The organism is Microcoleus sp. EPA2, assembly GCA_020882975.1.
Classification (GTDB): Bacteria; Cyanobacteriota; Cyanobacteriia; order Cyanobacteriales; family Microcoleaceae; genus Microcoleus.
On record JAHRFD010000001.1, the window covers coordinates 104,336 to 117,257 of the forward strand.

The window sequence follows — 12,922 nt, forward strand, 5'->3', positions numbered from 1 at the left end:
GGTTAGCTTGCTGTTGTTGCGCCGTCTCTAATTGACTTTGCATTTCGGCAATTTGCGTATAATATTGCGATCGCTCTTGATTTGCTGTTTCCCATTCTGACTGTAATTGGGAGCGACTCTGCTCTAATTCGGATACTTGAGCTGTCAGGTTAGTTTGCTGTTGTTGCGCCGTCTCTAATTGACTTTGCATTTCCTGAAGTTGGGTATAATATTGCGATCGCTCTTGATGTGCTGTTTCCCATTCTGACTGTAATTGGGAGCGACTTTGCTCTAATTCGGATACTTGAGCTGTCAGGTTAGTTTGCTGTTGTTGCGCCGTCTCTAATTGACTTTGCATTTCGGCAATTTGCGTATAATATTGCGATCGCTCTTGGTGAGATTTTTCTAAATCAGCTTGTAGTTGCGAACACTGAGATTGAAACTGCGATAAAGCTTGCTCATTTTGATTGATTTTATCCTCGACAGCAGCTAATTGTAGTACCAACTCTTCTCGCTCTTGCAAAATATTCCTTGACTGATTTTCCCCAGCCACAATTAGAGCTTTTAATTCACTTATCTCTTGATTCGCTGCTTCTAAATTAGATTGAGCTTCCGATAGTTCCCGTTTCATTTCAGAGAGTTCTTCATGCTCTGATTCTAACTGGACTTGCGATTCAGACAGTCGATCGTTCAGTTGGGCTTTTTCTTGAGTTACATTTGCCAATTTAGGCTCTAATTCTAAAATTTGATAACTTAAAGCTTCCCGTTCCTCAATCAGAGACTCCAACTGTTTTTCCAGATTTAATAATTGGGGTTGAATTTCCCTTTGCTTTTGGCTAGCACTTTGTAATTGAATATGTAACAATTGTCGTTCAGTATTAGAATTTTTAAGCTGATATTCTACTTCGGACAACTGATTTATGAATTGCAATTTTTCTTCTTCTAGAATATCTAGCTTAGCTTGTAGATTAGATTTTTGAAATAAAATTTGCTCTTTTTCTTTCAAGGCGCGATCGCACTTAATTTTGGTTTCTGCCACTTGGTACTGTAGCTGCAAATTTTCTTGATTAGCAGCGGCTAATTCTCCTTCTACTTCCGCTATTTTCGCCTGAAACAAGCCAATTTCTTGGTACAATGGTTCTAAGTCTGCTTGAGTTTGATCTACTTGGAATTTCAGTTGCGATCGCTCTTGTTCGGCTATTTCTAATTGATGTTTAACTTCGGCCAATTCCGACAGCGATAACTGATTTTCTCTAGCACTTTCTAATTGAAATTGCAAGTCTAAAACCAGAGCATCAACCTGGACTCTATCTTCAGTCATTAGTGCCAACATCTCTTCCAATTCCGAGACTTGCGTATTTAACAAGTATTGTTGCTCATTCCTTTGGTTCAAGGAATTTTCCAGCTCCGAAATTTGAAAGTTTAGCTGATTTTCTTCCTGAATTTTCTGCCTAATTTCCGCATTTTTTACCCCCAACTCCGAGGCTAACTGCGACAGAGCCTGCTGCGATTTGTCTATCCGCATCAAGTTGCGCTTATTTCGCTCATTCAAAATTACCCAACCTACTAACAACCCGCCCCCAAATCCTATTAATAAGAGTAATGCTTCCATTTGCTTTATTTAATTGATAAATTTTAAAGATTCTTAATCTGTTATGACACAAAATATACCTTTGTCAATAGGTAATCCGGTCAATTATATCACAAATTATTCCAAAATTTATTTTTTTTAACACTATTTATATTTCTTTACAACCTCCGCAGCGATGGCAGAGGTTGAAGTTATCAGCCGTTACAGAGCTAGGAGAAATGAAGCAAATCCACAATATGAGAAATAATACCAATATCTTTCCTGAGTAAATAATCTAGGCGATCGGCGATCAAACTCAAAATCAAATCATTATAAGTCATGTTATATTCCGCCAAACCAAGAGCAACTAAACTGGTCACATTTTCCGCAGGGCGTTTCAGATCCGGTTTGGGATTAGCTTCCAAAACATAAAGTTCCCCATTCTCATCGCACCTGACATCAATCCGCACCAAACTATTGAGACTAAACTCCCAATAAATTTTTTGGGCTAATTCAATTAACTCCTGCTTTAATTGCGGTTCTTCTGGGCCAATCAACTTTCCGCGATCGGGAGTAATCGTTTTTTTGTCCATAGAAGTAAAGATTAATTCATCAGATTCTAAAACCCGTTCGATCGTGGAAAAAGCAAAGGGTTTGTGCTGTTTATAAAAACTGCCTTGAGCGTGAGTAACGTAGCCACAAACAGCAACACAAAACTCTCTTCCAGGTAAATATTTTTCAATCAAAGCAGTATTGTGAGTTGCCAAATGAACAGCAGAAACAGCTTGAGACAAACCGTCAATTGTTTCTACAAAATGAACGTGCAACGAAGCTCGACCGGATACTGGCTTGACGATAAAAGGTCCAGAATAATCACCAAAAGCCAGGGCAAAACGGTCTTGCAATTTTGGTTTAAATATTCCTTGAGAAGGATGCCAAATAATAAACGGAGCAGTTTTGAATCCGACTGATTGCAGTTCCCGTTTAAAGGCGTGCTTGTTATCTAAAATAGAGCTATTTAAAGGGTTGTGACCAATATAAGGCATTCCCAACATTTCTAACAAAGCGGGAGTGTGACAAACCGGATTGTATCCCTGAACGCCTCCAGTATTCAGCCAGACTAAATGGATATTTTCTGCCTTGAGTTTGTCTGGCAAATTCAGATCGTCAGGCATCAGAAAAACCTGCTTAAATCCTACTTCTTTTAAGGAAGTGGCGATTTCTTTCGCTACCACTTCATAACTTTTCCAAGCGCGAGGATTGTGAGTTTTGTAAATCACAGAGCCTGGTTTGTTGCAGTCGCCACCGAATACCACCGCAATCCGCAATTTAGTAAAAAATACTTTCAAATATTCAGGTAGCAGACTAAAGTCGTAATGCCAGGAATTCATCCCAATTGATGATGTTTCAACCATATTTCCTACTTCCTATCTGTCTAATTTTATTGTTTTTGTTTGATGTTTTTTTCCGCAGACTCGCTAGATTTGGCTATGTATATCCCAGCCAAAACGACAGAAAAAGCCAGCCAGTTAAACAAACTCAAATTTTCGGTAAAGAGTATCCAAGCTAATATGGCAGTAATCACAGGTTCTAACAGCAGGAAAAGACCCACAAAACCTGATGATAAACGACCGAGACTGTGGATGAGAAGTCCTTGACCGAAAGCTTGGCAAATCACGGCTAGAGCAATTACAGCTAGCCATCCTTGCCAAGAATAAGGGAAAATGCGATCGCCCGCCAGCAACACCAGTGGCAACATCAAGAGACTGCCAATAAAACAGCGCCACATTAATATAGTTGTCGCCGGGAATTTGGTCCGTAAATGTTCTGCTATCAGCAGATTTCCTGCATAGAACATTGCCGATAAAAGAGCCGCCAAATCGCCAGTCAGATTCTCTTCTGCTGTTTGTAAATCATCAAAGCCGATGGCGATAGCCCCCGCCAAAGCTACCGCCATTCCGACTAAAAACCTGCGGTCAAAACGGCGGCCCAATAGCAGCCAACCTCCCAAAGTTGTAAACAAAGGAGTTAAGTTTCTCAGTACAGTAGAATTAGCGACATTCGTCCTCGTCAAAGACCAAGCCCAAAAACCCAAGGAAGCCGAAGAAACTATACCTACCGCGATTAATAGCATCAAATCGCGGTAGGTATAGTTCGATCGCACTTGAGGTTCTGCATCAGAGATGCGACGGCGGGCTTCACCGACACCATTCCAGACTGCAAACACCAAAGTTGCGATCCACAAACGGTTAAAAACAGTAGCATTAGCACTGATTTCCCCTTCGCTTAACCGAATAAAAATGGCAGCAAAAGAGACAGCTAACAGGGCCGCCGAAAGTGAAACTATCGCCCAAAACTTCCCTTGAGTATCCCTTGGTTTATTGTTGTTAACATCATCATCCTGGTTTGCCAAAACAAGACTGGTTTTAGGTTGAGGTTTTAAGGCAGGATTTAAACCATTTACCTCTAATTTTTCCTGTTGTATATCGATATTTGTTTCTGGCATTTCCAGTTGTTTTGACATTTTCCTTCTTCCTGGTTCCTTGTTCCTTATTCCTTCTGCTATCACAGCAGTTTCGGATCAAGGTTTAATAGAAAGTCTTGCAAAAGCATCCTTCAGCAGGGGTGGTAACTGGCGAATAATTTTACCCTTCTCGCCATCTACCGCCACCAAAGTTACCTGGGCTGTCGCATACAACTCCTCGCCGTCAGCCGATCGAATTTCGTAGTCCCAAAGCAGCCGGACACCTTCACTAGCAGACATCCGCGTTTTGATGGCTACAGCTTGTCCCATCTGTGGGGCGCGGTGGTAGCGCAAGGAAAGTTCCACCACGGGCAATTCTAAGCCCTGGGCCACCCAATCAGCATACTCAATGCCGATCGATCGCAAACTTTCTACGCGGGCTTCCTCCATCCAGGTAACATAAGTACCATGCCAAACGGCACCGCTGTAGTCAGTATGGTGAGGGTATACTCGCACCAAATATTCAAACCAGCCTCCTGATTCCATCGAAGATAGGCTTTGAATAGCGCCCACTGGTGGGAGTTTAGGTTGAGTTCGATCGTTCTCTAACACTTTACAAATCGTTCCAAAACGCTACATTTCTACAAATCATAAAGCAAACTTCAAGCTTATGCTTGACTTTAGCAAACTAGATTCCTCAACTCCGACTACCCGAAGGCAGAAGTGACCTATGCTGAAGGCAGAAAGTCAAAATGTTGATATCTGATGTTTTGACTGGATCTGTAGCTAACGAGTTCTGCCTTTGGGCGGCGAGTTCAACCTCGTACAAAAAAACTCAACTTTTTTCGACACGAAAGAAACCATGATAGAAAAAATTTTAGTAGCGGTGGCTGGCCGCGGTCTGTGCGAAGAGATGTTTAATATGTTGATGGACATCCCTTCCTTGCAACAAAGTTCTGTCACTGTTTTGCACGTCGTGCCACCTCAAGTAACATCGGAGGGAATGGCAGACAAGTTAGAAGAAGGAGGCAAGATCTTAGCACAAGCGGTTCAATCTTTAAAAATAGATCCGAGCAAAGTCAATCCCCGCCTCAAACAAGGAGACCCGAAAACCACTGTTTGCCAAGTGGCAGAAGAAGAACAGTCTGACTTGATCATCATGGGTTCGCGGGGGTTTGGTAGACTGCAATCAATTCTGGAAAATTCGGTCAGTCAGTACGTTTTCCAGCTAACATCCCGGCCGATGCTATTAGTAAAAGACGATATTTACGTCAAAAAAATTAAGCGTGTTATGGTGGCGATCGACAAATCGGAATCCGCCAAACAATCTTTAGACCTGGCCCTATCTTTAGTCAAGGATATTAATGGCGGACAACTAATTTTAGTCCACGTCACGAAAGATTTGACAGGAAAATCGACGGAAGATGTGACAGCAAATGCTGAAAAAGACCCCGTATTAGCGCCCGCAGTAGCACTGGCGAAACAAATGGGAGTTAGCTACCGCTGCGTTAGTGCCACAGGCAAGCCTGGGGAAGCAATTTGTAGGTTTACAGATGAACTGAATGCTGACTTATTAGTAATTGGTTCACCGGATCGCCGTCCTAGTGTTGCCAAGTCCTTTGTCGATCTCGATCGACTCCTAGGAAACTCTCTTTCCGACTACGTGCGAGTCTATGCCAATTGTCCCGTATTGCTGGCCCGGACGACAGGCTAAATTCAAAATTCCCAATCTAAAATCGGTATGAAAAATTAAAAAAGCGCCAAAGCAAAAAGCTCTGGGCGCTTTTTTATAATACACAAAGCTAGACAAAAATAGCAGAAATTACTAATCTTTTCTGCCTTCGCGACTAGCTGTTTGAATGTACAGAATGATTAGAAAAACACTGGGAACCAGTACAAATAGAATGGTTGCCACAAACCCTAGATCGTTAACTTCCATGAAGACGCCAGCCTCTATCTAAAAAGTATGAAAATACACACAACTAGGATACCACTCATACCAGTTTTTTATGAGGCTGCATAGAATCTGATCCCCCCTAACCCCCCTTAATAAGGGGGGAACAAGATTCTGCTCAAAGTCCCCCTTATTAAGGGGGATGCGAGGGGGATCGAGATATATGCAACTTCACATTAAATTGGTATCAAAGGCAGAAGGCAGAGAAGGGGATCGGGTAGGGGTAGGCACAGAAAGGCACTACCCCTACCCGATCCCTGTTTTTCGGAGAATGAAACAGCCGTGGGCCTAATTCCCAGTGGCAGTTATGGCTTGGTCTTGACGCTCACTGGGCCATTGACCAAAGCTTGACAAGCCAACCGATAGTTTTCGGGCTTTTTCTTGAGCTTGCGGTTCTCAAAGTCAGTGCGGGGGGAAAGATTTTCACTTCCTTCGACAATTTCCACGATGCAAGTGCCACATTGACCGTAGCCTCCGCAATTCATCATCTTTCCCGAAAAAGTGTACAAATCGATGCGGTTTTCTAGAGCTTTGAGCCTTAAATTGGCTCCGTCTGCTGCGATGACTTCCTGATTTTCCTTCACAAACTTGATATTGCCCATTACCGATTCCTTAACGCAGTGACTTGGTTCTCTATTACAAAATATTAACTATTGTATCGGACATTTAATCCCCGATCGCCTATTTTTCTGTTCGTCCCAGGAAAATGCCCCCAGCTCTAAGGAGTTCTGGAGAGATTGTTACCAGGAAGATTGCTCACCGCGCGCTGGAGAGACGAAAGCGAGCGGTTGTAGCCAATAATTGCCAAAAGTCGGTTTCTTTCAGCCCTAGTCAAATCCGTTTCCGCCTGAATCACATCCGTCTGAGTACCGACACCAGCTTGAAAGCGCAGTCTGGCCAAACGCAGGGCTTCCCTCGACTGCAAAACCCCAGCCTCTGAAGTTTCGATATTCTCAAAACTAGACTCCAAGCCAAAATAAGCTTGTTCCACTTCCCGGCGCACCTGGTTGCGGGTTTGATCGAATCTACTTTCGGCGATGGCAATATCAGCATCCCGCTGTTTCACCCTTGCCTTGGCTGCGCCACCGTCAAAGATACTCCAAGTCAGACTTGCCTGGATGGCATAGCCGTCCGCCCAGCCGCGAGCGGCAAAGCGGTTAGGGTTATCAGAGTTTTGCCCCTGCACGTTATAACTACCCGAAACATTCAGTTGAGGCAAACGCCCGGCCAAAAGCGATCGACGCTGCTGCTTGCTCAGATCCCTCTGTACCAACTGCTGTTCCAACTCAGCGCGATTTTTAAAGGCCTGTACGATACTTTCTTCTAAAGACAGCCTCCAAGAACCGGCTTGCTCCACCGGGTCCGCGGCAGTCAAGTTCGAGGACTGACTGATATTTAAGATCTCAGACAATTGACGCTGGCGGATGCGCTGATCGCGGCGGGCATTGGCTAGCTGCTGCTGTTCGTTAGCCAAATTTGCCTGGGCCTGCAACACGGCAAAGCGAGTTCCTACTCCTGCCCGTTCCAGGGCTTCGGCATCCCGCAAACTTTGTTGAGCATTTCTCACCGATGCTTCGCGAATCGCCACTTGTCCGTCTGCATCTTGCAGGTTGTAGTAAGCATCTGTCACATCAAAGCGGAGTTGCTCGGTTTGGCGTTCCACTTCCAGTTCTCGCAACCGCAACTGTTCCTGGGCGGCGCGGATGTTAGCACTTCGGCGGCCGAACAAATCAACGTCGTAGTTTAACTGCAAAGTGCTGTTGAGACTGTTACTGGCGAAGTTTGGGGTGGCTTGGGTGGCCGGCCGTCCGGTTTGGTTTGCTTGAAAATTGTTGATTCGCTGCTGACTCCGCACTTGGATTTCTCCACCGGCGCTCAAAGAGCGGGTCGCGTTCATTTGAAAATTGAGGTCTGGATATAAAGCTGCTTGTTGTTCCCGCACGGCTGCTTGAGTTTGTTGTAATTGCAGTTGAGAAATTTGCAGAGTTTGGCTGTTGCGACGGGCGAGGTCAACTGCTTGTTGCAAGCTAATGGACTGAGTTTCTTCAATCCTGACATCAAGAGGTTGAGTTGGAAACAACAGCGGATTGGAGTTGGGTTCCAGGGTTCTGGGAGGCTGGGTTTCTAGTATGCCTTTGGGAGTTGGAGGGGGGAAACTTTCGCCCGGAGTATTTCTTGGTGGTGGTGTCAGGGAACTCGGCACTGGAATGATGTTGGGGTTTTGGGGGGAAGGTACGCCCTGGGCGATCGCAGTTGGTGCTGGTGTGGCACTTTCCACTGCAACTACTGGTGGAGTTTGGTCAGCATTTTGGGAATTAGAGCCTAGTGGCTGGGGATTAGCTGTCGCCCAGTTTTCCTGAGACTGATTTGAGGGGGAAAGGGCGATCGACTCTGATGGTTGTTCTGGCGTTGTTTGCGATTCTAATTTAACATTCTCTTCCACAGGGAGCTGATTACTTTGGGCCGAATTCTCCGGGGACTGAGCCGCAGACTGTGCAGCAGCACTGTGTCCCACATTGCCGAAAGTAATTGCAGCACCTACTCCTACTACCACGATTTGACGAAAAACACGCATAAATTTTAAATTATTCTGCAATTCCAGAGACAATTTTCAAGCAAGACAGAGGTCTCTAATTTCAGTTTAAACTCAGAAGTTCCAGCTTAGAATAAGTGCCGAGGTGAGTACCTGCAAATTTCCCGATCGGCAAAACCGCTCTCACCATATCTCCATTCTGAAACTCAAAAAAGGTGTTACACCTATTTTGTCTGTTGATTAGTCGATCGCACCTCAGCATTCACCAGACCGATCGCCACAGAGATTAGTTCCTCAACTCCTGTAACGGGGAAAATCTCCGTTTTCAGGACGCTAGCAAGCTCTAAGACGGTCATGTCATCCAAAAAACGCGGTTCCCCTTGTTTTAGCATCACACTAGGCAGTAAGATGCCGTCTCCCAGGTCTTTTCCCTGCAAAGCTGCGAGCAAGTCTTGGCCTGTCAGCAAACCTGTGACAGTAATTTTTTGCCCCCAATAGTCGCTGCACAATGCTACCATCTTAACTTCTAAGCCGGGAATTTGATTGAGTCGTTGGGCGATCGGCTCAAAAGCTTTTTCTACAGCATTTCCGACTACCCAAATTAATTTGCGCGCCGAATTAACTTGCAGCGGTTGCAGTTTAGCGAAAGCAGTTTCAAACTGTTGGATAAATTGGCGGATCGAACCCACACCATTACCAATTTGGGGATAATCTGCATAGTCAGAGGCGATCGGCAAATCCAAACCTGCAATTAAAAACCATTCATCAGCCAGCCAAATACAGCGCGATTGAGAATTCTGCTTTTTCGCCGTTGTGCCTTTTTTACCTTGACTCAAAACAGCTTGAATTTTCTGCACTTGCGCGATTACTTCTCGCGCTTTTTCAGGTGTGACAGCGATTAGTTCATCTTCGGCTGGACGAAAGCGAGTTAAACCCACCGGCACCACAGCCACCGATGCAACCGTGGGGATATTTCCCCTATGAAACTTTGCCAAATCTAACAAAGTCCGTTCTAAATGTTCGCCGTCATTAATGCCAGGACAAACAACAACTTGAGCGTGAATTTGTAGGCGACGTTCTTGAAACCATTTGATTTGTTCTAAAATTTTCCCAGCCCGCAGATTTTTCAGCAACCTAATTCGCACTTCCGGTTCCGTAGCGTGTACGGAAACATAGAGAGGAGAAAGTCGCATTTGTTCGATTCTGTCCCACTCTTTTTGAGTAAGATTTGTGAGAGTGAGATAGCTACCATAGAGAAAACTTAATCGATAGTCATCATCCTTGAGATAGAGAGTTTCGCGCTTTCCCGGTGGCTGTTGATCGATGAAGCAGAAAGGACAGCGATTATTGCACTGAATCAGCCCGTCAAAAAGCGCTGTTTCAAATTCTAAACCTAAATCTTCGTCGTAATCTTTTTCGATTTCTAATTTGTGAACTTTGCCTTTGCTATCTAATACTTCTAGTTCGATAAATTCATCGGCGCACAGGAATTGATAGTCGATTAAATCGCGGGGTTTTTCACCGTTGATGGCAAGGATTGAGTCACCGACATCAAATCCAATTTCGGCGGCGATGCTGTCGGGGATGACTTTGGTGATCCGGGCTGGCTTTGTTGATAATTCGCTCATAATTTTGCACGACTTTTTTCAAGTTTGATAAATTATTTTTGAATTTATTTTTTTATTTTTGATTCTCAAATTTATCACAATTCAACCCTTTTGTCAACCGCGCCCTGCGGGATAAAAATAGCAGTTTGTGAAGTGCGATCGACTGAAAATACGCCAGCTTGAATCGTCGGCTATAAATTATTTTAGTTACCCACGATCGCATACCACAAACTTACCATCAGACACAAACTCGCTAAATGCTGTGGCATCAAAGATTTCAGGGAGCGCTTGGCAATTTTTTGAGTCACAAATATCGTTACTAAAAATGCTATAATTAAAGTTAAGCCCTGCAAGAAACTAATCACCGCTGGATCGCCGACAAAACTCGGTAAATCCTCTCTAATTTGTCCGAAAGTGGCAAAAGTTACGGGAATCAATCGGCCACCTTCCTGCAAACCCAATCGCCAATAGTGAGCCAAGCTCCCGCCCCAGACTAGGGGTAAATAACCGTAAGCGAGGGAGACAAAGGACAGAGGTTTATAGGTAGTAAATGGCATGGTTTCTGCTTTTCCCAATTGATAAATTGCCTGCATGACTGCGTAGGCGCTTAGGGGAATCAGGGGCGGAATAATTAACAGCGCGATCGAAATTCCTAAATGAGGGATAAATTGGTCTAAATTGATGCCTAGTCCTAATAAATCATTGATTTCAGGTAAGCGATGGAGATAGATGCCGCCTAATAATAGAAATAACAGGGCGACTTCATAACTGTGGGGAACATGGGTAGTCCATAATTCGATGCCGGGGGGGCGTAGATTTAATTCTACCGATCGATGGGGGCAGGCTTTTAAGCAAGTCATGCACAAGACGCAATCTTTATTATCACTTAATTGGGCGGGATGGGAATAAATCGGACATCCATTAGTGGTTAATCCTTCTCCCAAGCCAGGGCCGCCTTTATAACACTGGTAGGTGGTACATTCAGCGGCACAGGTTCCTTGTTGGGCGCGGAGTTCGATAATTGAGAGTTTAGCAAATAAGCCATTCATCCCCCCGATTGGGCATAAATAACGACACCACAATCGTCGCTCAAAGATGAGGGAAAAAATTACTGCTCCGGCGGTGATAAGTAACAATAAACAACTGGATAAATAGGCGGTGTTTTCTAAATTCCACAACTCTTCCCACAGAAATATGAGGGTAAATAGTCCGAAGAGAAACCAACCACCCCATTTTTCAGCTTGTTGGCGCGGCCATTTATGGAGAGTTCGAGGGAAAATTTTTAGCGATAGTTTTTGGACGATTTCCCCATAAATCATAAAGGGGCAAAAAGCGCACCACAACCGCCCAATCAGGGGAAATAATAATAAAATTAAGGGCCACCACCAAGCCCAAAAAATATTGAGGGCAAAATTATGTTGTCTATCTTGGGGGGCGACAAACAGGATGATTACCACCAATGCAAATATCCAACTGGTAAACCAATAATTCACGCGATCGGGATACCAATCGCTCCGTAAAAATTGCCGAAATTTAGGATAGATATTTAATAAATTCAGCCGAAACTTTTGTTTCTTAGTTGCTTGAGCCCAAAACACTTCTTCCGTTAATACCTGATTTCCCTGTGCTTGAACTAAAGCGCGATCGACCATTCCTTCTAATTCTCGTAAGTTCCCTGGAAAGTCGTAGGCTTGTAAACGGCGAATAGCTTCCGGCGTGACTTGGGGTTTTTCTAATTTCTTTTGGCGACAAAGGAGGTTGAGATAATAGTTAACCTGTGCCTCTAAATCTGCTTTCCTGACCCGCAATGAGGGTACTTTAATCTTATGGTGTGTCAGTTTATCGAGCTGGGGTTGAACGCTTTCTGAAATTAAAATTATCCGAGCATTACTAGAACGCGGTGGCGGTGGTATTTGTCCTTCTTTTACTGCTAGTGTATAGGTTCCATCAGTTAATAATTGCTGAATTTGAGGGCATAATTGCTCTGGTAATTCTTGGACATCATTTAAAATTAATGTCCCTTCACCCAACCATTCCAAGAGTCCCGGTTTACCGCCCAAACGCCCGAATAATTCGGCTCCATTGGTTTGAAGCAAGGCACTTTTTAGCTGAATTACTGGCTCGCTGCGGCGATGAGAACCGAAATGAATTAAAGCGGCTAAATTATCTTTTTCTAACCCCGGTTCGCCAGAGATTAATACGGCTCGATCGTCGCTAGATGCTGCGCGAATTTGTTGGCGCAATTTCACCGCATAACGGCTATTCCCAATTACTCCCCGTTTCGCCCTGGGTACTAGATAGCTACGGAGGGCATTTTGACGCTCTCGCTCGTAGGCGATTTCTGTTTCTAGCTGCTCTAATTTCGTTGCTAAACGTTGGGTATAGGCTTCGGTGATGGGTGGATATGTTGCGAGCAAACTGCGCCAGCGATCGGCATTAATTACCAAAAATTGACATTCTGTCCGAGCGATAATTCGACTATCTGCTGGTTGTGAACGTTGGAGGGCGGATAAATTGACGATCGCCCCTGGTAATAAACTACTAGCCCACATCAAGCCCGGTTGTTTGCGCCGGTATCGATCGGCCTGTCCTTGCTTGAGGATATAAAGATTTGTGACAGGCGTGTCTTCGAGTACCACTCGAAATCCAGGCCCAAAGGTTGCCAGTTGTATTTCACTAGCGATCGCCTGTAAAATCTCGCGGGATAATATGCCTAATTCGGTGTTGGATTCTAGCCAGTTAATTAATGTTTCGGTAGACATCGCTTAGCATCGGCGAAAGCCGAATGGTGATAGCTTGCTGTCGGATCTATCAT

General features: G+C 44.4%; 10 protein-coding genes. 1 reads left to right on the forward strand and 9 read right to left on the reverse strand.

What is annotated here, in order from left to right; all coding sequences use genetic code 11:
* From AAFP14_RS00360 to AAFP14_RS00375, 4 genes are all read right to left on the reverse strand, one after another.
* Positions 1 to 1,591, reverse strand: a 1,591-nt coding sequence (locus AAFP14_RS00360) for a hypothetical protein (RefSeq protein ID WP_341730365.1), incomplete at its 3' end; no start/stop codon positions are given.
* Between the two features lie 188 nt (positions 1,592 to 1,779).
* Positions 1,780 to 2,964 (reverse strand): D-alanine--D-alanine ligase family protein, encoded by a 1,185-nt coding sequence (locus AAFP14_RS00365; RefSeq protein ID WP_341730366.1) that lies wholly within the window; start codon positions 2,962 to 2,964, stop codon positions 1,780 to 1,782.
* A 26-nt stretch (positions 2,965 to 2,990) separates the two neighbouring features.
* Positions 2,991 to 4,073 (reverse strand): DMT family transporter, encoded by a 1,083-nt coding sequence (locus AAFP14_RS00370; RefSeq protein ID WP_341730367.1) that lies wholly within the window; start codon positions 4,071 to 4,073, stop codon positions 2,991 to 2,993.
* Positions 4,074 to 4,130: 57 nt separating this feature from the next.
* On the reverse strand, positions 4,131 to 4,625 hold the full coding sequence (locus tag AAFP14_RS00375) for an acyl-CoA thioesterase (protein WP_341730368.1): 495 nt from the start codon (positions 4,623 to 4,625) through the stop codon (positions 4,131 to 4,133).
* Positions 4,626 to 4,875: 250 nt separating this feature from the next.
* On the opposite strand from AAFP14_RS00375, the gene AAFP14_RS00380 reads away from it, so the two are divergent.
* Entirely contained in the window at positions 4,876 to 5,727 is an 852-nt protein-coding gene (locus AAFP14_RS00380; RefSeq protein WP_341730369.1) for a universal stress protein, read from the forward strand.
* Positions 5,728 to 5,838: 111 nt separating this feature from the next.
* Here AAFP14_RS00380 and psbM read toward each other — a convergent pair whose 3' ends face one another.
* The 5 genes from psbM to AAFP14_RS00405 all read right to left on the reverse strand — a co-directional run bounded on the left by psbM (position 5,839) and on the right by AAFP14_RS00405 (position 12,869).
* Entirely contained in the window at positions 5,839 to 5,952 is a 114-nt protein-coding gene (gene psbM / locus AAFP14_RS00385; RefSeq protein ID WP_332955092.1) for a photosystem II reaction center protein PsbM, read from the reverse strand.
* 320 nt (positions 5,953 to 6,272) lie between these two features.
* Positions 6,273 to 6,569, reverse strand: a complete 297-nt coding sequence (locus AAFP14_RS00390) for a 2Fe-2S iron-sulfur cluster-binding protein (protein WP_341730370.1) — start codon at positions 6,567 to 6,569, stop codon at positions 6,273 to 6,275.
* 116 nt (positions 6,570 to 6,685) lie between these two features.
* On the reverse strand, positions 6,686 to 8,542 hold the full coding sequence (locus tag AAFP14_RS00395; RefSeq protein WP_341730371.1) for a TolC family protein: 1,857 nt from the start codon (positions 8,540 to 8,542) through the stop codon (positions 6,686 to 6,688).
* Between the two features lie 182 nt (positions 8,543 to 8,724).
* Positions 8,725 to 10,128 (reverse strand): TIGR03279 family radical SAM protein, encoded by a 1,404-nt coding sequence (locus tag AAFP14_RS00400; protein WP_341730372.1) that lies wholly within the window; start codon positions 10,126 to 10,128, stop codon positions 8,725 to 8,727.
* A gap of 182 nt (positions 10,129 to 10,310) precedes the next feature.
* Complete coding sequence (locus tag AAFP14_RS00405) at positions 10,311 to 12,869, reverse strand: AAA-type ATPase lid domain-containing protein (protein ID WP_341730373.1); 2,559 nt, start codon at positions 12,867 to 12,869, stop codon at positions 10,311 to 10,313.
* Positions 12,870 to 12,922: the final 53 nt, after the last annotated feature.

Bases quoted from the DNA above. Each gene is read 5' to 3' on its own strand.
- AAFP14_RS00365 (WP_341730366.1), bottom strand. From the start codon at position 2,964: ATGGTTGAAACATCATCAATTGGGATGAATTCCTGGCATTACGACTTT.
- psbM (WP_332955092.1), bottom strand. From the start codon at position 5,952: ATGGAAGTTAACGATCTAGGGTTTGTGGCAACCATTCTATTTGTACTG.
- AAFP14_RS00370 (WP_341730367.1), bottom strand. From the start codon at position 4,073: ATGTCAAAACAACTGGAAATGCCAGAAACAAATATCGATATACAACAG.
- AAFP14_RS00395 (WP_341730371.1), bottom strand. From the start codon at position 8,542: ATGCGTGTTTTTCGTCAAATCGTGGTAGTAGGAGTAGGTGCTGCAATT.
- AAFP14_RS00380 (WP_341730369.1), top strand. From the start codon at position 4,876: ATGATAGAAAAAATTTTAGTAGCGGTGGCTGGCCGCGGTCTGTGCGAA.
- AAFP14_RS00390 (WP_341730370.1), bottom strand. From the start codon at position 6,569: ATGGGCAATATCAAGTTTGTGAAGGAAAATCAGGAAGTCATCGCAGCA.
- AAFP14_RS00400 (WP_341730372.1), bottom strand. From the start codon at position 10,128: ATGAGCGAATTATCAACAAAGCCAGCCCGGATCACCAAAGTCATCCCC.
- AAFP14_RS00405 (WP_341730373.1), bottom strand. From the start codon at position 12,869: ATGTCTACCGAAACATTAATTAACTGGCTAGAATCCAACACCGAATTA.